At 63.3% G+C, this 20,147-nt stretch carries 22 protein-coding genes; 3 read left to right on the top strand and 19 right to left on the bottom strand.

What is annotated here, in order from left to right:
• Window positions 1-16: 16 nt before the first annotated feature.
• Both G454_RS0104705 and G454_RS0104700 read left to right on the top strand, forming a co-directional pair.
• Window positions 17-262: a hypothetical protein gene (locus G454_RS0104705; RefSeq protein WP_027717671.1), complete on the top strand. Its 246-nt coding sequence runs from the start codon at window positions 17-19 to the stop codon at window positions 260-262.
• Entirely contained in the window at window positions 255-608 is a 354-nt protein-coding gene (locus G454_RS0104700; RefSeq protein WP_027717670.1) for a type II toxin-antitoxin system HicB family antitoxin, read from the top strand. Before G454_RS0104705 ends, G454_RS0104700 begins: the two co-directional genes overlap by 8 nt.
• 83 nt (window positions 609-691) lie before the next feature.
• Here the strand turns inward: G454_RS0104700 and G454_RS0104695 are convergent, their stop codons facing one another.
• Entirely contained in the window at window positions 692-1,987 is a 1,296-nt protein-coding gene (locus tag G454_RS0104695) for a sugar ABC transporter substrate-binding protein (protein ID WP_027717669.1), read from the bottom strand.
• 129 nt (window positions 1,988-2,116) lie between these two features.
• Between G454_RS0104695 and G454_RS17770 the strand changes: the two genes are divergently transcribed.
• Window positions 2,117-2,362 carry a DUF2508 family protein gene (locus G454_RS17770; protein ID WP_035106955.1) on the top strand — a complete coding sequence of 82 codons (246 nt, stop codon included), beginning with the start codon at window positions 2,117-2,119 and terminating at the stop codon, window positions 2,360-2,362.
• Between the two features lie 126 nt (window positions 2,363-2,488).
• Here the strand turns inward: G454_RS17770 and G454_RS0104685 are convergent, their stop codons facing one another.
• From G454_RS0104685 to G454_RS0104605, 18 genes are all read right to left on the bottom strand, one after another.
• The gene (locus G454_RS0104685) at window positions 2,489-3,127 is read right to left on the bottom strand and encodes a uracil-DNA glycosylase (RefSeq protein WP_084413266.1); all 639 of its coding nucleotides are present in this window, start codon (window positions 3,125-3,127) and stop codon (window positions 2,489-2,491) included.
• Window positions 3,128-3,181: 54 nt separating this feature from the next.
• The gene (locus G454_RS0104680; protein ID WP_027717667.1) at window positions 3,182-3,373 is read right to left on the bottom strand and encodes a CooT family nickel-binding protein; all 192 of its coding nucleotides are present in this window, start codon (window positions 3,371-3,373) and stop codon (window positions 3,182-3,184) included.
• An 80-nt stretch (window positions 3,374-3,453) separates the two neighbouring features.
• Window positions 3,454-4,701, bottom strand: a complete 1,248-nt coding sequence (locus G454_RS0104675; RefSeq protein ID WP_027717666.1) for a PDZ domain-containing protein — start codon at window positions 4,699-4,701, stop codon at window positions 3,454-3,456.
• A gap of 10 nt (window positions 4,702-4,711) precedes the next feature.
• A complete protein-coding gene (locus tag G454_RS0104670) occupies window positions 4,712-5,854 on the bottom strand; it encodes a S41 family peptidase (RefSeq protein WP_035106953.1) in 1,143 nt (380 codons plus the stop codon).
• Window positions 5,855-5,894: 40 nt separating this feature from the next.
• Window positions 5,895-7,010, bottom strand: coding sequence for a murein hydrolase activator EnvC family protein (locus G454_RS0104665; protein ID WP_027717664.1), 1,116 nt, complete (start codon window positions 7,008-7,010; stop codon window positions 5,895-5,897).
• An 18-nt stretch (window positions 7,011-7,028) separates the two neighbouring features.
• Entirely contained in the window at window positions 7,029-7,910 is an 882-nt protein-coding gene (ftsX, locus tag G454_RS0104660) for a permease-like cell division protein FtsX (protein ID WP_027717663.1), read from the bottom strand.
• Window positions 7,911-7,917: 7 nt separating this feature from the next.
• Window positions 7,918-8,643 (bottom strand): cell division ATP-binding protein FtsE, encoded by a 726-nt coding sequence (gene ftsE / locus G454_RS17765; RefSeq protein WP_051275895.1) that lies wholly within the window; start codon window positions 8,641-8,643, stop codon window positions 7,918-7,920.
• A gap of 73 nt (window positions 8,644-8,716) precedes the next feature.
• Complete coding sequence (locus tag G454_RS0104650; RefSeq protein WP_027717662.1) at window positions 8,717-9,661, bottom strand: transketolase family protein; 945 nt, start codon at window positions 9,659-9,661, stop codon at window positions 8,717-8,719.
• Between the two features lie 21 nt (window positions 9,662-9,682).
• Window positions 9,683-10,501: a transketolase gene (locus G454_RS0104645; RefSeq protein WP_027717661.1), complete on the bottom strand. Its 819-nt coding sequence runs from the start codon at window positions 10,499-10,501 to the stop codon at window positions 9,683-9,685.
• A gap of 26 nt (window positions 10,502-10,527) precedes the next feature.
• On the bottom strand, window positions 10,528-11,394 hold the full coding sequence (locus G454_RS0104640) for a YitT family protein (protein ID WP_027717660.1): 867 nt from the start codon (window positions 11,392-11,394) through the stop codon (window positions 10,528-10,530).
• Between the two features lie 107 nt (window positions 11,395-11,501).
• Window positions 11,502-12,621, bottom strand: a protein-coding gene (prfB, locus tag G454_RS0104635) for a peptide chain release factor 2 (protein ID WP_425387435.1) whose coding sequence is annotated in 2 segments (ribosomal slippage) — window positions 11,502-12,551 and window positions 12,553-12,621 — 1,119 coding nt in all. Because the reading frame shifts where the segments join, the coding sequence is not laid out codon by codon here.
• Window positions 12,622-12,637: 16 nt separating this feature from the next.
• The gene (gene secA, locus G454_RS0104630; protein WP_027717658.1) at window positions 12,638-15,259 is read right to left on the bottom strand and encodes a preprotein translocase subunit SecA; all 2,622 of its coding nucleotides are present in this window, start codon (window positions 15,257-15,259) and stop codon (window positions 12,638-12,640) included.
• 133 nt (window positions 15,260-15,392) lie between these two features.
• A complete protein-coding gene (gene hpf / locus G454_RS0104625) occupies window positions 15,393-15,914 on the bottom strand; it encodes a ribosome hibernation-promoting factor, HPF/YfiA family (RefSeq protein WP_027717657.1) in 522 nt (173 codons plus the stop codon).
• A gap of 102 nt (window positions 15,915-16,016) precedes the next feature.
• The gene (locus G454_RS21365) at window positions 16,017-16,238 is read right to left on the bottom strand and encodes a hypothetical protein (RefSeq protein WP_156896666.1); all 222 of its coding nucleotides are present in this window, start codon (window positions 16,236-16,238) and stop codon (window positions 16,017-16,019) included.
• A gap of 43 nt (window positions 16,239-16,281) precedes the next feature.
• Window positions 16,282-16,713 (bottom strand): putative toxin-antitoxin system toxin component, PIN family, encoded by a 432-nt coding sequence (locus tag G454_RS17760; protein WP_211229957.1) that lies wholly within the window; start codon window positions 16,711-16,713, stop codon window positions 16,282-16,284.
• 8 nt (window positions 16,714-16,721) lie between these two features.
• Window positions 16,722-17,012, bottom strand: coding sequence for a type II toxin-antitoxin system Phd/YefM family antitoxin (locus G454_RS0104615; RefSeq protein WP_027717656.1), 291 nt, complete (start codon window positions 17,010-17,012; stop codon window positions 16,722-16,724).
• A gap of 121 nt (window positions 17,013-17,133) precedes the next feature.
• A complete protein-coding gene (locus G454_RS20810) occupies window positions 17,134-19,506 on the bottom strand; it encodes a copper amine oxidase N-terminal domain-containing protein (protein WP_084413265.1) in 2,373 nt (790 codons plus the stop codon).
• A 392-nt stretch (window positions 19,507-19,898) separates the two neighbouring features.
• The coding region (locus G454_RS0104605) for an S-layer homology domain-containing protein (protein WP_027717654.1) at window positions 19,899-20,147 on the bottom strand (249 nt) is incomplete at its 5' end.

Here is a 20,147-nt window from a genome sequence, read left to right as displayed (position 1 = left end):
TAGGATGTGGTGTCTTTTGGGCAGCCTGAAGAAGCTCCTGGAGAAAATCAAGCGCAACCCGAAAACGGTAAGGTTTGACGAGCTGGACCTGGTGCTCCGCAGGGCAGGCTTTGAACGCAGCCAGCCGGGAGGCGGGTCCAGCCATTACGTTTACCGGAAAGGCAAGTTCAAGCTGGTGGTCCCTTACCGCCAGCCGTATGTCCTACTCGCCTACGTCAAGAGGGCGATCAAGCTTTTGGAGGAGGTGCAGGAAGATGAATAAGGGCCTGGAATACTACCTTCGCCTGCCTTACAGGGTAGTAATCTACCCCTCGCCCGAGGGCGGCTATGTTGCGGAAGTTCCGGATCTACCCGGCTGCCTTACCCAGAGTGAAACCCTGGAGGAACTCATGGAGATGGTTGAAGACGCCAAGCGCTGCTGGATAGCGGATGCCCTGGAAAGGGGTGAAGAAGTCCCCGAACCGGTGGACGAAAGCTACAGCGGGCGCATCCTGGTGCGCGCCCCGAAGTCCCTGCACCGTGCGCTGGCCGAAAAGGCGCGGGAGGAGGGGGTCAGCCTCAACCAGTACATTGTGTATCAGCTCTCCAGGGCGGTGGGCCTGCGGTAGGCGGAGAAGCTGCGGCCAGCCGCAGGCACGGCACCAATCAACTGCCGCCGCACCCACAAGCTCCTATATACCGTACCGCGGCTCTAACCCCCGTCCGTGCGGGCGCCGCCCGCCCCGGCGGCCCCTCCCCCCGTGGTGCTCTCGATTCTCTCGATCTCGCCGGGCACCTCCACCTCCAGCACCCTGCCTTCCCGGGTGGTAATGCGCAGGATGGTGCGGGGCTTTTCTTCTTCTTTGCGGCCCTCGTCGTGACCCTCATCCCGGCCCTCGCCCCCCTGCCGGCCCGCCGGCTCCGGCTGCCGGGCGCCCTGCGCGCCGCCACCTTCACCCCAGCGCCCGGCCAAAAGGTAGGCGTTTTCCCGGCGGATGAGGCGCACGGGCACGATGCGGGCCGGCACGCTGTAGCTGCCGCTGGGCACACGGGCATCGTGCGGCCAGTAGCCGCCCCTGGCCAGCTCCAGGGCCGCCTCCAGGGCGTAACTGCCCAGAAGGTCCGGACGCGTGTCCACCTCGCCGTCGTGCTCCCCGGCCACCAGCGCCTCCCAGGCCTCCCTCCCCGCCCCGACCCCCACGGTCACCACGCGCTCCTGCGCCCCCGCTTCCTTCACCGCCGCGAGCGCCCCCGCCGCCGCCCGGCTGCCGACGGCCAGCACGCCGCCCAGGCGCGCGCCGTACTTTTCCAGGGCCTGCCGCACGGCAGCCTCCGCCGCCCCGGCCTCATCCTTCTCCAGGATCACTTCCTCCAGGAGGCGCAAGCCCCCCAGGGCTTTCCTGGCCGCCGCCAGCACCTCGCGGCAGGCGCCGCCCTTCGGGCCAAGGAAGAGTACGCCGCCGCCCTTTTCTCCCGCCTGCTGCAGCAGGGAAGCGGCCAGGCGCCCCGCCGCGTCGCGGTCAAAGGAGACAAAGGCGTCCACCGGGGCATCGGCGGGAAGCTGCTCCAGGGCCACCACCTTCACGTTTTCCCCGGCCAGCCGCTTTAAGGCCTCCTTAATCCCCGCAGGGTCCACCGGCTGGACGACCACGGCGGCCACCTTCCCCGCCAGCTCTCTGAGCTGCCGCTCCTGCACCGCGGCGTCGCCCCCGGCATCCAGCCAGGTGACGCTCAATTTCTCCTGCCGGGCGCGGGACTCCATGGCCTGCCGCATTATGCGGTTTGCGTCTTCCTGCGCGCCGGCCAGGCTGACGGCCACCCTCACCTGGGGGGACACCTGCTGCTCCCCTGCTTTCTCCCGCTCGGGGCACCCGGGGAGGAGCAGCAGCACCGCCACCAGCAGGGCCAGGAGCACGGGCCGGCGCCCCGCCGCCCCCGGCAGGCGCCGGGGGCCGACAGGAGCAGGCTTAAAGCGGCGGGCAATGCGGGCCAAAACGCTTGCCGGCACGGCTTCTTCACCCCAAAAGCGCGCAATTTACTTGTATTTATCTTCCCCCGCCGGGACAAAAAATTTAGCCCTTCTAGAAAGGGCCCGCAGGGGCATATCTATGAATCAAAGGAGGTGGGGTAAAAAAGCGTGCGCGAAGTTCTTGCCAGGCTCGCCCCGCGCCTTCGGCCCCGCAGGGCACCCGGTCTGCTGGAGATCATCGATGAAGCGCGCCGCGAGCTAAAGGAAGCCTGGGAGGAGTTTCACCTGGCCGGCAGCGACCTGGTCGATTACACCATTTTTAAGATAAATGCGGCGGAAAGGAGGCTAACGGGGCTTTTGCGGCAGGCGCGCCGCCAGGGGCTCACCGCCTGGCCGCCGCTCGACCGGCAGTAAGGGAAATTCGCGCGCGGGGGGTGTAAAAGCGGGCGGCCACCGGCACGCGGGACCGCCCGCCCCCGGGGCAAAGAAACCGGCAGCCGCCGGAAGAAAGGAGCCGGCCGCCCCAATGCCGCCAATTAACTAGCAGTAAGGGGCCACGTGACCCGGGTCGATGAGTTCCCGGTACTTGGCCACCACCTGCTTGAAGTCCTCCCAGGCCTCCCGCTTCAGGTTGGGGTTGCGCAGGAGCGCCGCCGGGTGGTAGGTGGGCATGTACCAGACGCCGTCCCTTTCCACCCAGCGCCCCCGGTCCCGGGAAATGCGCCCCCGGGGGTCAAGCAGCACCTGCAGGGCGGTGGCGCCCAGCAGGACGATGATCCTGGGCCTGAGGATGCGTAGCTGGGCCTCCAGGTTGGGCCGGCAGGCGGCCCGCTCTTCCTCCGTGGGGATGCGGTTTCCCGGCGGGCGGCACTTGACGGCGTTGAGGATGTACACGTGGGTGAAGCGCTCAAAACCGCAGGCGGCCAGGATCTTGTCCAGCAGCTGGCCCGCCCGCCCCACAAAGGGGCGGCCCAGGCGGTCTTCGTCTTCCCCGGGGCCCTCCCCGCAGAGGACCAGCTTGGCCCTGGGGTTGCCCTCGCCGAAAACCACCCCGCGGCAGCCGCTGCGCAGGCCGCAGCGCCGGCAGGTCTTCACCTTTTCCTCCAGGGCGGCCAGGTCGTTGATGTGGGTGAGATCCCACCCGGGATCGCCGAAAAGGCTCTGCTGCGACCAGAGCATACCCTCACCCCGCAGTGAGGGGGCAGGCTAAGCCTGCCCCCTTTTTTTCTCGCCCTATTCCAGCTTCTCCAGGATAATGCGGTGGTCCACCAGGGCCAGCTCCACGATCCTGGCCTTAACGATCTTGCGGCGGCCGAAGATGTCCTCCAAGAGAAGGCCGTCCTCGTGGGGGATGACCCGGTCCACGTTTTCAAAGAAAAGCTCCTCCTGGCCGTTTTTGCGCAGGTAGGCGTTGGCTTCGCACACGGCATTTCACCTTCCCATTTTGCGCGCTTTAAGCAAAATTTTATCCCCGTCTCTTTTGCGGTGTCAACTTTTATTTGACCCTAGCTCCCCTTAAGGCGGCGCCAGAAGCCGCTCCACCAGCGCCACAAGGGGCCGGCGGTGCTCACGTCCATGACCTCCTCCTCGTACCCCTCCGGAACCGGGAGGAGCCCAAAAGGCTGCCCCTTGTGGCGCCAGGATACCACTTCCCGGCGGTACGCCCGGCCCGACCCGTGCAGGAACTCCACCTCCACCGGCCCCCAGGCCCAGGCCAGCGCCTCCTCCAGCTCCCGGCGGGAATTCACCGGTTGCTGGTTTACGGCCAGGAGGACGTCCCCCGGGCGCAGGCCCGCCCGGTAGGCCGGGGCCTCGGGGATGACGTCCAGCACCCCCACCCCCCGCTCCGGCGGGACGTAGAGGGGGCTCCGGCGGAACTCCCCTCTCTTGCCGGCGTAAATGACCAGCTCGTGGCCCAGGGGAGAAAAAAGGGCGGCCAGGAAGGCCAGGGCGCGGTGGTGCTGGGACCAGTAGGCCAGCAGGAGGAGCAGCAGGCTGTAGGTGCCCAGGTAGAGGGCGGAGAGGCGGCTCTTGGCCGCGGGCCGGCGGGAAACGGCCAGGTCGCCGTAGCCCAGGCCGGCCACTACCGGCACGAGGGCATAGGTCAGCTCGGCGGGATTGCCGGGAACGTCCGGCTTAAACAGCGGCCACCACTCGGGCATGGCCACCCCGTGCTGCACGGCCACCGGGCCCACCACCGCCAAGGCGGCAATGGGGATGGGCCAGAAGCGCTGCAGGGTGAAACCGCCCACCACGCGCCCGCCCGGCGCCCGGAAGTAGGCCGGCACGGCCCCCAGGTGGCCGCCGGCCAGGATGAGGAGGCTCTCCACCATGTGCAAGACGGCCACCAGGGCCAGCACCTGGGCAATGTTGACCTCCGGGAAGCCAAAAAAAAGATTGGCCAGCGCCAGCACGCCGCCCGCGTAGGCAAAGCACAGGAAGCGGGCGTTGATGAGCATCAGCAAGATGGCCACCGGCCAGAGGTAAATCAATCCCGAACCGGAAAGGGTGAGCCCCACCAGCACGATGACCAGGCTCCCCAAAAAGCCGCCGCCCAGGCCGTAGGCCGAGGCCAGGGCGGTCTCGCGCCACACGCCGCCCAGCGCCGCCTCGCCGAAAAAGACCCTCCTCACGGCGGCCATGCGCCGGTACTGCAGGGCCACCAGCATCACCACCACCCAGAAGAGAGGGTCGGCGAGGGCGCCGGCGAGGGTGGCCAGGATCATGGGTATGACCTGCTGGAAGGGAAACACTCTTTCACCCCTATGCCGCCCTGGCCAGCCTGCTCCCCAAGATAGCCACGGCCTTTTCCAGCTGGTAATCCTTTTCCGCGTGGGGGTCCTGCTCCACAACCACGTGCGGCTCGACGCCCTTCCTGTGGATGTCCTGCCGCGAGGGGGTCAGGTAGCGGGCAATGGTCAGCTTCAGCCCGGCACCGTTGTCCAGGTCGAAGATGGTCTGCACCACGCCCTTGCCGAAGGTCTTCTCGCCCACCAGCGTGCCGGCCCCGGTGTCTTTAATGGCGCCGGCCAGGATCTCCGCCGCGCTGGCCGTGCCCCCGTTGACCAACACCACCAGGGGCAAATTTAAAGTGTGCCCCTCGGAGGTGTAGGTTTCTTCCTTGCCGTCGCGGTACTGTATGTAAACCACCGGCCCCTTGGGGACAAAGTAACCGGCCACCTTAACTGCCGCGCGCAGCTCTCCCCCCGGGTTGTTGCGCAGGTCCAGGATAAGGGCCCGCATCCCCTCGGCCTTCAGGCGGGAGAGGGTGGCCTCCAGCTCGGCGGGCGTCTTCTCCGTAAACTGGGAGAGAGCCACATAGCCGATGCCGCCGCCCGGCAATATTCTGCCCTCCACGGTGGGCACGTTAATCTCTTCCCGCACCAGCTCCACGTCCCAGGGCTGCTGGCCCTTGCGCACGATGGTCAGCTTCACCTTCGTGCCCACGGGGCCCCGCAGCATGCTCACCGCCGTATCCAGGTCCAGGCCGCGGGCATCCTGGTCGTTGATGCGGGTGATGATGTCCCCCTGCCGCAGGCCCGCCCTCTGGGCCGGCGTCCCCTGGTAGGCGCGCACCACCGTGAGGTACTCGTCTTTAATGCCCACCAGTATCCCCAGGCCGCCAAAGCTGCCCCGGATCTGCTCCTGCAGGTGCACGTACTCCCTGGGCTCCAGGTACACGGAGTAAGGGTCGTTTAAGGCCTTGACCATGCCCTTGATGGCGCCGTCCACCAGGGTGGCGGCGGGCACCGGCTCCAGGTACTGGGTCCTGATGAGGGCCAGCACTTTTAAAAAGGTGCCCAGGTGCTGGTAGTTGGTGGCCAGGAGGCCGCCGAGGGAGAAGGCGCAGAAAAAAAGGGCCATACCCGCCACCACGGCCAGCCAGCGCAGTCCCCTGCCCCGCATCACCCTCACCTGCCTTGAGAAGAACTACTCTGGTATTATACTACAGGTAGGCCATGGGATCTACTTCCTGACCGTTAACCATGACCGTAAAGTGCAGGTGGGGCCCGGTGGACAGCCCCGTGCTGCCTACCCGGCCGATGACCTGGCCCTGGCTCACTTCCTGGCCCTGGTAAACTTCCTGGCTGGAGAGGTGGGCGTAGAGGGTGGTCACCCCGCCCCCGTGGTCCAGCATGATCACCCTGCCGTAGCCCTGCATGTAGCCCACGTAAATGACCGTGCCCCCGCGGGCGGCCACCACCGGCGTGCCCGTGGGCGCGGGAATGTCGATGCCGTTGTGCAGGCGCACGTAGCCCAGGATGGGGTGGCGGCGGTAGCCGAAGCCCGAAGAGAGGGAGTAGTAGCCGGGCACAGGCCAGGCAAAGCGGCCTCCCTGCTGGGAGGAGGGCTGTCGTCCGGCCCGCTGCAGGGCAATCTGCCGCAGGATTTCCTGCTCCTGCGCTTTTAGCCGCTCTGCGGCCTCTTCGTGGCGGCTCAGCTCCTGCTGCGCCTGGGCCAGCAGCACCCGCTGCTCTTCCTTCCTGGCGGCCAGCTGCTGCCGCAGCTCCTCCTGCTGGCGTATGAGCCCGGCCAGGCGCGCCTTTTGCTCCTCCAGACCGGCCTTCTTTTGCTCCAGGTCCTTCTTTAGGGCCAGGAACTCCCTGACCGTGGCGGCGTCTTTCGCCAGCACCCTCTTTAAAAGCTCAAAGCGATTAAGGAAGTCCCCGAAGTCCCGGGCGGCCAGCAGCACCTCCAGGTAGCCCACTTCCTTTTGCTTGTAGGCTTCCCGCAGGCGCCGCTTCATCTGCCGGCGGCTTTCCTCCAGCCTGGCCCCCGTCTCTTTGATGTCCTGCTCGGTGCGCGCGATTTCCGCCTGCACCGCGCTTAAGCTTCCTTCCAGCTGCTTCAGCTTCCCCTCGATTTCCGCCACGGCCCGCTCCATGGCGGCCACCCGGTCCTGGTAGGCGCGCACCGCCCGCTGGTACTGGCGCACCTGCTGCTGCTCGTAGTTGAGCTTCTCCCTGGTATCCTGCAGTTGCTCTTCCAGCGTGGCCCCCAGGGCCGGCCACAGGTTCGTGAGGAGGAAGAGCCAAAAGAGCAGCACTGCCGCGAGCCGCAAGGTAAGCCACCCTCTCGCCTAGACGTTTAAGAAGCGCCGGATAGAAATGAGGCTGCCCGCGGCCCCCACCAGGAGGCCGAGGGCGACCAGCGACCCCAGGAGGGCAAAAAAGGCCTGGTCCTGCCCCACCACGGGGATGAAGGGCATGGCCCCGGTCACCGACCTGACCACCGCCGCATATCCCGCGTGCACCAGCAGGGCGGCCAGGGCGGAGCCCGCCAGGCCCAGCATCATGCCCTCCAGGAGGAAGGGGAAGCGCACGAACCAGTTGGTGGCCCCCAGGTACTTCATGATGCCGATCTCCCGCTGCCGGGAAAACACCGAGAGGCGGATGGTGGTGGAGATGAGGAAGACCGCCGCGGCGCCGATCAGGGCCATGGACGCCAGCCCCGCCAGGCGCACCCAGCGGGTGACCGCCACCAGCCTCTCCACCACCCCCTGCCCGTAGCGCACGTCCTCCACCCCGGGCAGGGAGGCCGCTTCTTTAGCCACTGCCGCCACCTGGTCGGCCCGCTGCGTCCGCACGCGGAATGCGTCGGGGAGGGGGTTGTCCTCCTCCAGCCCCTCCAAAAGGCCGCGGTTGGGCCCCAGGTTCTTCTTCATCTCCTCCAGGGCCTGCTTTTTGGAAATGAACTGCACCTCCACCACGCCGGGCAGGGCGCGGATGCGATTCTGGAGGTCCTGTAATTGCTGGCCGGTGAGCCCGTCCTTTAAGAAGATGCTTACCTCCACGCTGGACTCCAAATAGTCGGCCAGCCGGTTGACGTTCATGACCACCAGCAGGGAAAAGCCCAGGATGAAAAGGGAAACGGTCACCGTCCCCACGGCGGCCAGCGAAAGCCAGCTGTTGCGGGCAATGGAGAGCAGCGCTTCCCGGAAGTAATATTTTAGCGCCCTCACGGCACCATCACCCGCCCGTCTCCTGCTGCCGCCGCCCGGCGGGGCCGCCGGTGTGGGGCAGGGCCACCCGCCCGTAGTCGTCCCTGGTGATCCGCCCGCCCTCCAGCACCACCACGCGCTTGTCCATGGCCCCCACCATGTCCCAGGCGTGGGTGGCCACGATGACCGTGGTGCCGGCGGCGTTGATGCGGCAAAACAAGTCCATGATTTCCCAGGAAGTGTTGGGGTCCAGGTTGCCGGTGGGCTCGTCGGCCACCAGCAGGGGGGGGTTATTGACAATGGCGCGGGCGATGCCCACGCGCTGCTGCTCCCCGCCGGAGAGCTGGGCGGGGAAGGCGTGCATTTTCTCCTCCAGGCCCACCAGGCGCAGCACCTCCGGCACGCGCCTCCTTATCTCCCTCCCGGAGGTGCCGGTGACCTCCAGGGCAAAGGCCACGTTCTCGTAAACGGTCTTGGTGGGCAGCAGCCGGAAGTCCTGGAAGACGATGCCTATGCGGCGGCGCAAATAAGGCACCTCGCGGGGCCTGAGGCGGGCTATGTTGCGCCCGTTAAAGATGACCTGCCCCCGCGTGGGCAGTTCCTCGCGGAAGATGAGCTTTAAAAGGGTGGTCTTTCCGGCCCCGGTGGGGCCCACCAAAAAGACGAACTCCCCTTTCCTGACGTGCAGGTTGATGTCCTCTAAAGCCTTGGCCCCGTTGGGGTACTCCTTGCAGACGCCGTAAAAGCGGAGCAACTTCCTGCCCCCCAGCAAACCCGCAAAAGGTTCACGGGGTAAAATAATTCGACGTTTTCTCTTCCTTTTCCTCTCATTTCCCCTTCAACTTTACGGCGGTCCGCACCTTGGCGGCAATGTTTTGCGCCGTCAGGCCGTATTTTTGCAGGAGTTCCTCCGGCGTGCCCGACTCCCCGAAGACGTCCGGCAGCCCCACGCGCAGCACCGGCACGGGGTGGTGCTCGCACACCACCTCGGCCACCGCGCCGCCCAGCCCGCCGATCACCGAGTGCTCCTCGGCGGTGACAATGGCCCCCGTCTCGCGGGCGGCCGCCAGCACGGCCTCCACGTCCAGGGGCTTGATGGTGTGCATGTTGAGCACGCGCACGGAAAGCCCCTCCGCGGCCAGCTCCCCGGCGGCCTCCAGGGCCGCGGCCACCATGATGCCGCAGGCAATAACGGTGGCGTCGCGGCCTTCGCGCATGAGCATGGCGCGCCCGGGCACGAAATCCGCGCAGCCGCCCTCGTGCAGCACGGGCACCTTGGGGCGGCCCAGGCGTATGTATACGGGGCCGGCGATCTCCGCCGCCGCCCGCACCGCCGCCCGGGTCTCCCAGGCGTCGGCGGGGACGAACACGGTCATGTTGGGCAGCACCCGCATGAGGGCGATGTCCTCCACCGCCTGGTGGGAGCCGCCGTCCTCCCCCACGGTGATCCCGGCGTGGGTGGCGGCAATCTTCACGTTCAGGCGGGAATAGGCCACGCTGTTGCGCACCTGCTCGAAGGCCCGCCCGGCGGCAAAGACGGCAAAGGTGCTGCAGAAGGGGATCTTCCCGGCGGCGGCCAGGCCGGCCGCCGTGCCCACCAGGTTCTGCTCGGCAATGCCCAGGTTGAAAAAGCGCTCCGGGAAGCGTTTCTTGAACTCCACCGTCTTGGTGGACTTGGAAAGGTCGGCGTCCAGGACCACCACGCGGGGGTTTTCTTTGCCCAGCTCCACCAGGGCCTCCCCGTAGGCGTCCCGGGTGGCAATCATCTTCATCGCCGCAAAACCTCCTTGTTGCTACGCCAGGTCCGCCAGCGCGCGCGCCACTTCCTCCGGCTTCGGCGCCGTGCCGTGCCAGTCCACCTGGTTTTCCATGAAGGAAACTCCCTTGCCCTTAACCGTGCGGGCAATGATCATCTGGGGCCTGCCCTTTACGGCGCGGGCGCGCTCCACGGCGGCCAGGATCTCCGCCATGCTGTGGCCGTCGATAACCTGCACGTCCCAGCCGAAGGCCCGCCACTTGTCGGGCAGGGGCTCCACGCCCATCACCTCGGCCACCGGGCCGTCGATCTGCAGGCCGTTGTAGTCCAGGAAGGCGGTGAGGTTGTCCAGGCGGTAGTGGGCCGCCGCCATGGCCGCCTCCCAGACCATCCCCTCTTGCACCTCCCCGTCGCCCAGGAGCACGTACACCCGGTAATCCTTCCCGTCCAGTCGGGCGGCCAGGGCCATGCCGTTGGCCGCCGCCAGCCCCTGCCCCAGCGACCCGGTGGAAAACTCCACCCCGGGGAGGCGCTTCATGTCCGGGTGCCCCTGCAGGGGGCTGCCCAGGCGCCGCAGGGTGAGCAGCTCCTCCACGGGGAAAAAGCCCCGCTCGGCCAGGGCCGCGTACAGCACCGGCGCGGCGTGGCCCTTGGAAAGCACGAAGCGGTCGCGGTCCTCCCAGTCGGGCCTTTGGGGGTCAATGCGCAGCACCTCAAAGTACAGCGCGGCCACGATGTCGGCGCAAGAGAGTGATCCCCCCGGGTGGCCCGAGCCGGCCTTCCCGGTCATGGTGATCACGTGGCGGCGCAGCGCGCGCGCCTTTTCTTCCAGCCGCCTGATCCTGCCTTCATCCATGAAAAAGCACCCCTTGTAAAGTAAAGTCAGCGCCGGTAGTACTCCCGCCAGTCCTTGAAACCTTCCCCCAGCACCTCGTGCACGTCGGCCAGGATGACGAAGGCCCGGGGGTCCTCCCGGTAGACCAGGTCCTTTAACCGCGTGACCTCCGCGCGGTTGACCACCACCAGTAGCACCTCCCGCTCCTCGCCGGTGTACATGCCCCGTCCTTTTATGGCCGTGGCGCCCCGGTTGAGCTCGAGGAGCACGGCCCGGGCAATTGCTTCCGCGCGGGGCGAGATGATGAAGAAGGCCTTGGTGTAGCTGATACCCTCCTGCACCTGGTCGATGAGCCAGGAGGTAACGAAAATGGTGATGAGGGCGTACATGGCCAGCTCCCAGGAGCGAAAAGAGAAACCCGCCGCGAGCACGATGGCCCCGTCCACCAGGAAGAGGAGCTGGCCCACGTTGGCCCCCGTGTAGGTGCGCAGGACCGCCGCCGCCAGGTCGGTGCCGCCGGTGGTCCCCCGGTAGCGGAAAACCAGGCCCAGCCCCAGCCCGCTCAGCACCCCCCCGTAAATGCTGGCCAGGAGGGGATCGTGCGTGGGCACGGGCAAGAAGGGCGCCAGGGCGTCCACCACCAGGGAAAGGCTCACCGTGCCGTAAAGGGAGCGAAAGCCGAACCTCAGCCCCAGGCGGTAGACGGCCAAAAGAAATAGAGGCACGTTCAGGGCCAGCATGGTCATGCCCACGGGGGCGCCGGTGAGGTGGTAGATGACCGTGGCCAGGCCGCTCACGCCGCCGGCGGCAATCTTGTTGGGCACCAGGAAGAGGTCCAGGCCGAGGGCCACCAGCAGCACCCCCAGCGAAACGCCCAGGATCTCGCTCAGCACGCGCGCCACCTCACCTCTCACCCTCTCACCCCCGCGCCAAACGCCCCCTGCAAACAGAGCATTATTATTCTCACCACCCGGAGCAAAATCCTGCAGGAAACGACACGGGAATTAAAGAGGGCCCCTTTTTAAGAGGCCCTCTTGGCCTGCTCCCTGGCCTTTTCCCGTAAGAACGCGGCAATGAACTCGTCGATCTCCCCGTCCATGACTGATTGCACGTTGCCCACCTCCACCCCGGTGCGGTGGTCCTTGACCAGGCTGTAGGGGTGAAAGACGTAGGAGCGGATCTGGTTGCCCCAGGCAATTTCCGTCTGCTCCCCCCGCAGCTGGGCCAGCTCGGCCTCGCGCTTCTTCATCTCCAGGTCCAGGAGCTTGGCCTTTAACAACTTCATGGCCGCGTTGCGGTTGGCCAGCTGGGAGCGTTCGCTCTGGCAGGAGACCACGATGCCCGTGGGCAGGTGGGTGATGCGCACGGCGGACTCGGTCTTGTTCACGTGCTGGCCGCCGGCCCCGCTGGCCCGGAAGGTGTCGATGCGCAGGTCCTCCGGGCGGATCTCCACCTCCACGTCCTCGTCCAAGTCCGGCAGCACGTCCACGGAGGCAAAGGAGGTGTGCCGCCTCCCGGCGGCGTCAAAGGGGGAGATGCGCACCAGCCGGTGCACGCCCTTTTCCGCACGCAGGTAGCCGTAGGCGTTGGGCCCGGCCACCTGGAAGGTGACGCTTTTCAAGCCCGCCTCGTCCCCGGGCAGCATGTCCAGGACGGTGACGGTGTAGCCCTTCTCTTCCGCCCAGCGGGTGTACATGCGGAAGAGCATCTGCACCCAGTCCTGGGCCTCGGTGCCCCCGGCCCCGGCGTGCAGGGAGACGATGGCGTTGCCGCGGTCGTACGGCCCGGAAAGCAGTATTTCCAGCTCCATCTCCTCCACCCGGCGGGCGAGCTTTTTCAGCTCTTCCGCCGCCTCCTGCAGCGCGTCGGCGTCCTCTTCCTCTTTCAGGAGTTCTACGAGCACCTGCAGGTCCTCGTAGGCCTTTTCCAGCGCCGCAAAGTCCTCCAGGCGCTCCTTTAAGCCGGCCAGCTCCTGGACCACGGCCTGCGCCCGGCGCGGGTCGTCCCAGAAGCCCGGCTCCAGCATGGCCTCCTCCAGCTTCTCGACCCTGTCTTTTGCGGCGGCGAGGTCAAAGAGAGACCCTCAAATCCGCCATGCGCTTGCCCAGCTCTTCCAGCTGCCTGTTCAGCTCGTAAAGCAAGTCCCATCCCCTCCTCTTAGCTGACTCTGCCGCAGCACTTCTTGTATTTCTTGCCGCTGCCGCAGGGGCAGGGCTCGTTGCGCCCCACCTTTTGACTGCGCACGGGCTGCCGCGCGCCCTCCTCGCCGCGGTTCTCGTACATCTCCCGCTGCCGCAGGGCCGGGGCCACATTGACGCGGTAAATGTAGCGCACCATGTCCTCCTGGATGCTCTCCACCATGTTCCGGAACATCTCAAAGGCCTCGAACTTGTACTCCACCAGGGGGTCCTTCTGGCCGTAGGCCCTCAAGCCTATGCCCTCCCGCAGCTGGTCCATGGCGTCGAGGTGGTCCATCCACTTCTCGTCCACGATGCGCAGCAGCAGCAGCCGCTCCAGCTCGCGCATGACCTCCGGCCCCAGCTCCCTTTCCCGCGCCTCGTAGCATGATAGCGCCCGCTCTTTTAGCTGCGCGGCAATCTCTTTGCGGCCCGCCTCCCCGAAGTCCTCCGGGGCCACCTTTTGCCCGGGGAGGAAGAGGCTTTCGGCGTGGCGGCAGAGGCCGTCTAAGTCCCACTCCTCCGGGGGAACCCCTTCCGGGCAGTAGCGATCCACCGCCCGCTCTACCGTCTCCTCCACCATCTTTAAGACGACCTCTTTGAGGTTCTCCCCCATGAGGACCTGGCGCCGCTGGCGGTAGATGATCTCCCGCTGCTGGTTGATCACGTCGTCGTACTGCAAAATGTGCTTTCTGATCTCGAAGTTGCGGTTCTCCAGGCGCTTCTGGGCCGTCTCGATGGACCTGGTGACCAGGGGGTGCTCGATGGGCGTGTCCTCGTCGATGCCCAGGCGGTCCATGAGCCCGGCAATGTTCTCCGAGCCGAAGAGGCGCATGAGGTCGTCCTCTAAGGAGAGGAAGAACTGGCTGGAGCCCGGGTCCCCCTGGCGCCCGGCCCGGCCCCGCAGCTGGTTGTCGATGCGCCGGCTCTCGTGGCGCTCGGTGCCGATGATGTGCAGGCCCCCCAGGGCCACCACCTTCTCGTGCTCCTCGGCGGTAATGCGGCGGTACTTCTCCAGGGCCGCCCGGTAGAGCTCCTGCACGGCGGGATCACTGGAGTGGGGGTCGTAGCCCTGCTGGCGAAGCTCGGCCTGGGCCAGGAACTCCGGGTTGCCCCCCAGCAGGATGTCCGTGCCCCGCCCGGCCATGTTGGTGGCAATGGTCACCGCGCCCAGCCGCCCGGCTTGGGCCACGATCTCCGCCTCTTTCTCGTGGTACTTGGCGTTTAAGACCTGGTGCGGTATGCCTCGCTTTTTGAGCATCTGGCTCAAAAGCTCGGACTTCTCAATGGAAATGGTGCCCACCAGCACCGGCTGGCCGGTGGCGTGGCGGCGGGCGATCTCCTCCACCACGGCCTTGAACTTGGCCCTCTCCGTCTTGTAGACCACGTCGGGGAGGTCCTTTCTGATCATGGGCTTGTGGGTGGGAATGACCACCACGTCCAGCCCGTAGATCTTGCGGAACTCCTCCTCCTCCGTGGCCGCGGTGCCCGTCATGCCCGCCAGCTTCTCGTACATGCGGAAGTAGTTCTGGAAGGTGATGGTGGCCAGGGTCTGCGTCTCCCGCTCCACCCGCAGGCCCTCCTTGGCCTCGATGGCCTGGTGGAGCCCGTCGCTGTAGCGCCGGCCGAACATGAGGCGCCCGGTGAACTCGTCGACGATGATAACCTGGCCGTCCTTGACCACGTAGTCGCGGTCGCGCTTCATGAGGGTGTACGCTTTCAGGGCGTTAAGCAGGTAGTGAGTCAGCTGGTAGTTCTTCTCGTCGTAGAGGTTCTCCACCCCCAGCATCTTCTCCACCTTGGCCACGCCTTCCTCGGTGAGCACCACCGTGCGGGCCTTCTCGTCCACTTTATAGTCCACGTCGCGTTGCAACCGCGGCACCAGGCGCGCAAAGGTGTAGTAGAGGTCCGTGGACTTCTCCGCCGGGCCGGAGATGATCAAGGGCGTCCTGGCCTCGTCGATGAGGATGCTGTCCACCTCGTCCACAATGGCGTAGTACAGCTCCCGCTGCACCACCTGGTCCGGGTGCACGGCCATGTTGTCCCGCAGGTAGTCGAAGCCGAACTCGTTGTTGGTGCCGTAGGTGACGTCGGCGGCGTAGGCCTTTTTGCGCGCCGCGGTATCCAGGCCGTGCACAATCAGCCCCACGGAAAGGCCCAGGAAGCGGTAGATGGGCCCCATCCACTCGCTGTCCCGGCGGGCCAGGTAGTCGTTCACCGTCACCACGTGCACGCCCCTGCCGGTGAGCGCATTTAGGTAGACCGGCAGGGTGGCCACCAGGGTCTTGCCCTCGCCGGTCTTCATCTCCGCAATGCGGCCCTGGTGCAGGACGATGCCGCCCATGAGCTGCACGTCGAAGTGGCGCAGCCCCAGCACCCGGCGGCTCACCTCCCGCACCACGGCAAAGGCCTCGGGGAGCAGGTCGTCCAAGCTCTGGCCGCGGGCCAGCCGCTCTTTAAACTCCGGCGTCTTGGCGCGGAGATCCTCGTCCGAGAGCCGCCTGACCTCGTCCTCCAGCGCGTTAATTTGCTCCACGAGGCGCGAAAGCCTCTTTATCTCCCGCGCGTTGTCGTCCAGCAGGTTGCGCAAGAGCTTGAGCATAAATGCCACCTCAAATCCAGCAAAGCGGGGAGCATTTTTCCCGCGCGCGGATTGGGCAGGCGGCAGCAGCCTGCCGGGGAAAAGCGCTCCCCGCAAAAAATGCGGCAAACCACCTCAGCATATTTTAGCACACTTAATACTCCGGTTCAATGAGGCCGTAGTTGCCGTCGCGGCGGCGGTAGAGCACGTTCACCTCGTTGGTCTCGGCGTTGGAAAAGACGAAAAAGCTGTGCCCCAGGAGGTTCATCTGCATGATGGCCTCGTCCACGGTCATGGGCTTAATGGCAAAGCGCTTGGTGCGCACCACCCGGGGGGCCTCCTCTTCCTCCTTCTGACCGGCGGCCCTGGCCTCAGATGCTCCCTTCTCGTAGCGTCGCAGCAGCCGGCCCTTGTAGCGCTCGATCTGTTTCTCCAGCTTCTCCACCACCAGATCGATGGAGGCGTACATATCTGCGGTGACCTCCTCGCCGCGCAGGATCACGCCCCCCAGGGGGATGGTCACCTCCACGCGGTGGGAGTCCCCCTCCACCGCCAGGACCACCTGCACGTCGCTGATGACCTCCAGGTACTTTTTCAGCTTGCCCAGGCGCTTTTCCACATAGTCCCTGAGGGCATCTGTGACTTCCATATTCCTTCCCCGCACCTGCAGTCGCAACTTGCACCAGCTCCTTTCCCTCGACGAGCAATTTTGCCCCGCTAAACTTACCATAAGTGACGAGCTTATCTCGGCAAAATTGCTCGTCGTTGCTGTGGGGTGTTAAATATTATTCCCGCTGCCAGAGGCAATTCCTGCAAGGGGACTGGCAAAAAAATCTACCCCCGCCGCCAAATTAAAACCCCCTGTGGATAATGTGGATAAGTTTGTTGATAACTTGCCGCCCAACAGTTCGGCGTTATGGAAAAATTGTTGATAATGCATGATATTGTCAACATATCGTGAACCGGGCAGGTTGGCGGCGAAAAATGCCGACGGAGGCATCTTGACCCTACGGCTTCCGTAGGCAGCTCCCTTACTCCAGCTACTACCGCCCGGTATCCATCCTCCGCAATAAGCCCCGCAGCGGATCCTTTTCCCACGAAATTATTTCCGCTGGCGATATAACGGGTATCCCACCACAGCAGCTCTCCGGGAAATGCTTCTTATTGCCCGTCACGAGGGCATCGGCGTCCCCCGCTACGGCAACCTCCACGAACATTAGATCATCTGGGTCCGGCAGCGCGATATTAAGTGGCGGCGCGACGATCCCCAGGCCTTCAGAACGGATGAAGTCCAGGAGCGCTTTCACGTCCTCCGGCGCAAACCCGAAGCGTTCCCTGCACAGCACATCCTCATATTCACGCAGGATACGGTCATCGAAGATAAGAGATATCTGCCCGGTGAGGACCGCATCCAATACGCGCGCTGCTGGGCCGTAGGGGCTCAGGAGAGCCGAAACGAGCACGTTGGTGTCCAAGACAATTTTCACCATGATTGCCGCGCGCGCCTTGCCGCCTTGATTTCGGCTTCAATGTCCCTTTCGCTCATTTTGTCCAACCCCAGGGCGCGGGCGCGCTCGCGTATGCGCGAGACGGCCGCCTGGGCCCGAGCCCGCCGTATCAGGCGGACGGTTTCCTCCAGCCCACCCTCCTGTATGCCGATGAGGAGTGCTACCGGTCTCCCGTTGTAGGTGAGGACCGCTTCTTCGCCCGCGCGGAGAACATTCCAGATTTCCCTCCCGTGCAACCGCAGGTCGCGCACGGTAACAAATTTCATAGCTCTTCTACTCCTCCTCATAAAGCCTGCTGTTATATTATTATATCACAATTGTGTCACCTACTTTGCAAAAATCAAGGGCCCGGATCGTTCCATCCGGGCCCTCGCGGTGCGGCGATGGTTACAGGGTCATGCTGACGGTCTGGGTAGCCTCATCCCAGCTGACGCTGGCGCCCAGGGCTTGAGCCACCCAGCGGAACGGCAGCATGGTGCGGCCGTTGGAGATCTCGGCGGGAACGTCCATCTTGATCTCGGCGCCGTTGACCTTCAGGACGTTGCTGCCGATGGTCAGCTGCACGGCCACGCCGCCCTTGAGCAGGGTGACCACGCCGTCAGCATAGTAGATGTTCTCGGGAGCAACGCCCAGGGCCATGGCCACATACCTCACCGGCAGGTAGGTGCGGCCGTTCTTCACGTACGGCGCCACGTCCATGGTTTGCTCCACGCCGTTCACGGTGAACTTGGCTTCGCCGACCTTGAAGGTAGCGGTGGCTTTTTGCTCAACAGGAGCAGGTGTTACGCAGTTAGCTATTACTGCTTCTGCTGAATATCTGTACGGCGTAAAGATATAACCGTCATATTCATAACCGTTAGCTGCTACTCCTTCATCATAGAGAGCACTACCGCCCACATACAGTTTTAAGTCACCTTCTGGAACAGTACGGTCGATATTAAGCATGATCCCGCTAATCTTAATTGTGCTGGGTTCTGTGCTTGATGCTTTAACCGGAATCTCATAATATGTCTTATCCTTCGCAATGTAGCTTACAATGTTTCCAGCCTCAAGCTGCAGGTTGCCCTTGGTTACTTCAACTTTTGGTGCAGATGCGAACTTGACGCCATCCGGGAGGGCGATTACCAGCTTAGCTTGACCAGTTGCGCTGCTATTTGTTGTTACCAACCTGTTTGCTGCGTCAAATTCGCTTCTTGTTACTGTACCAGCAATTACACCAGCAGATATCTCCTCAATTGTAACGTCTGCAGCAGATTGATTGTTCTTACCAATAATCACGTTTGGTTTGTTATTTACTGTTACTTTAACAGGTGATACAACTTTACCTAAGGTCATTGTACCAGTAAATCCTTGGCTGCCTGCTATTTCAACTACCAGGTCTCCGGTAAAGTCGGCAGATGTGATTACCTCGGCATCTTTGAAAACAAGCTTTGCTGCAGTGCCAGTTGTGCCACCTGTTGTCCTAACCGTACCTTTTATTGTCCTGTAGTCGGAGCTGATGGATTCCCAATCAACCCTCGTCACATTGCCCCATGTAGTCGCACTGGCATCGACATTCGGCAGGCTTACCCATTTAACGTTTGCCGGGAGTGTTAAAGTAATTGTGCGGTTATTCAACAAACTTCCAGGAATAGCTTCTTCAATTGCAAAGCTACCAAGTTTTTCACCATTCTTACCGGCTATAATCTGAGGAGCATCGAGCGCCTTAATAGATGCGGAATACTCACCATACTTACCAATCGTAAGTGTTGAAGGCGATACGGTGCTTTCGCCGCTTACCTGCACTACAACATCGCCCTGACGTGCTGTTGTTTCATCGACCTTGACGTTAGCTTTGATGTTGAAGTACAGGCCGTAAGCGTTTTGGTTCAAGTCAACCAGCGCTACAATCTGTAGCTCACGATTATTATCTCCGCCTACTTGTAGCTTCAGCACTGGAGTCGTCCCGTCTTTGAGTATTTGATTGCCGCTTGCCGTGAAGTTCGCAGGCCAAAAGACCTGATCAACTATTGGATTATCCCAAGAAAAACCGGGCGGTAGCTTAAACTTAACGGTGTTGCTGTTTACACCACCTTGGAATGCACCAGCAGTACCTTCCTTAACGCCAATTACAACTGGGTTATCGGAAGTTGTTCCTTCGGAACCAAAGACAGGCTGGCTTTCATTGATGAGGTAAACTGTTGCCGTCCCAACTTTTGCAATCGTAAGTTCACCACTGCTAAATATCGAGGACGCTGATGCGGATGCCTTCATCTTAACCTCTCCTGAAGGCGTCCCCGAAGGCACGAACAGGTAGAGTCCCTTTAATACAATCAAGCCAGGCCTACCGGTATTTGATATCCTATTCAAGGTAATTTTTATAGTCCGCGCATCAAGTTGCTCTACAGATACATCGCCGTTTCCTTTTACAAGCGCATTGTCACCGCTGTAAGCATAAGCGGGAGTGTCCAAATTGGCAGACGTTACGTTGCCACCGCTAGAGCTTCCCGCAAGAACAAAACCAGAAGGTGTTGCGGGTAGTGTTAAAATTACATAGTCCTTTGCTGGATTAGCACTTAACATCGATGAAGGGTCAAAATAGATAGAAATGTCCCCAATCCACGTATAGGTTTTACCAACTACTGTCGGCGAAATATTTCTAACGGTTGAAATTCCATATGTGCAGCTTGCCGCCGCCGGGCCTACCATGGGCACCAGTAAGGTCGCCAGCAGTGCCAGAGTGGCCAGGATGGCGATCCACTTGCTGCGGAATCTCCTCATCCGGCTTTAGCCTCCTCCTTCAAAATTTTTGCTCTACGCAACTTGCTCCGCGGCCCTCGGCCGCTTCCCGAAATGGTTGGCCAACCTACTAATCCCTTCCGAGCCCTCACCCCCTCGCAAATTTCTGCCGCGGAAGGTATATTCTACGCGCCCGCCCAGATTTCCTCCTTGGGAGGATGACTCGTTCCTCGCCTGGACGGCCCTTCCTCGGCTACCTGGTTTATTAGACAACTGAAAGGGGCAAAAGGTTCCCGGGGGCGGGGAAAAATTTTTTACCCGCATCGGAGTACCACGTGACCTCTAAAAAAAGAAGCCGCCTTGTCTCTAGGCGGCTTCCCTGCAACATGTTCTTATGGCTTATCGTCTTTGGCACATCTTTCTTTGGTGCACTTTTACTTTACCTTCTCCAGCAGCCGCAGGATCATGGAGGCGGCTTCCGCCCGCGTCACGGGCTTGTCCGGCCTGAACGTCCTGTCCTCGTAGCCGGAGACTATGCCCGCCTTCGCTGCCGTCTCAACCGCGTTCTTCGCCCAGGCCGGGATGGCCGACGCGTCGGCAAAGGCCGGGGCCTGACCGCTCAGCGGCACCTTCTTGGCCTCCACCACGCGGCTGAGGATGGCCGCCAGCTCCACCCGCGTGAT

The organism is Desulfovirgula thermocuniculi DSM 16036, from assembly GCF_000429345.1.
Classification (GTDB): domain Bacteria; phylum Bacillota; class Desulfotomaculia; order Desulfotomaculales; family Desulfovirgulaceae; genus Desulfovirgula; species Desulfovirgula thermocuniculi.
Note: the sequence above shows the minus strand (reverse complement) of the source record. Positions and strands in the feature narration are given on the sequence as shown.

Bases quoted from the DNA above. Each gene is read 5' to 3' on its own strand.
- G454_RS0104685 (WP_084413266.1), bottom strand. From the start codon at position 3,127: ATGCTCTGGTCGCAGCAGAGCCTTTTCGGCGATCCCGGGTGGGATCTC.
- secA (WP_027717658.1), bottom strand. From the start codon at position 15,259: ATGCTCAAGCTCTTGCGCAACCTGCTGGACGACAACGCGCGGGAGATA.
- G454_RS0104650 (WP_027717662.1), bottom strand. From the start codon at position 9,661: ATGAAGATGATTGCCACCCGGGACGCCTACGGGGAGGCCCTGGTGGAG.
- G454_RS0104615 (WP_027717656.1), bottom strand. From the start codon at position 17,012: ATGAAATTTGTTACCGTGCGCGACCTGCGGTTGCACGGGAGGGAAATC.
- G454_RS21365 (WP_156896666.1), bottom strand. From the start codon at position 16,238: ATGCCTCCGTCGGCATTTTTCGCCGCCAACCTGCCCGGTTCACGATAT.
- G454_RS0104645 (WP_027717661.1), bottom strand. From the start codon at position 10,501: ATGGATGAAGGCAGGATCAGGCGGCTGGAAGAAAAGGCGCGCGCGCTG.
- G454_RS0104700 (WP_027717670.1), top strand. From the start codon at position 255: ATGAATAAGGGCCTGGAATACTACCTTCGCCTGCCTTACAGGGTAGTA.
- G454_RS0104670 (WP_035106953.1), bottom strand. From the start codon at position 5,854: ATGCGGGGCAGGGGACTGCGCTGGCTGGCCGTGGTGGCGGGTATGGCC.
- G454_RS20810 (WP_084413265.1), bottom strand. From the start codon at position 19,506: ATGAGGAGATTCCGCAGCAAGTGGATCGCCATCCTGGCCACTCTGGCA.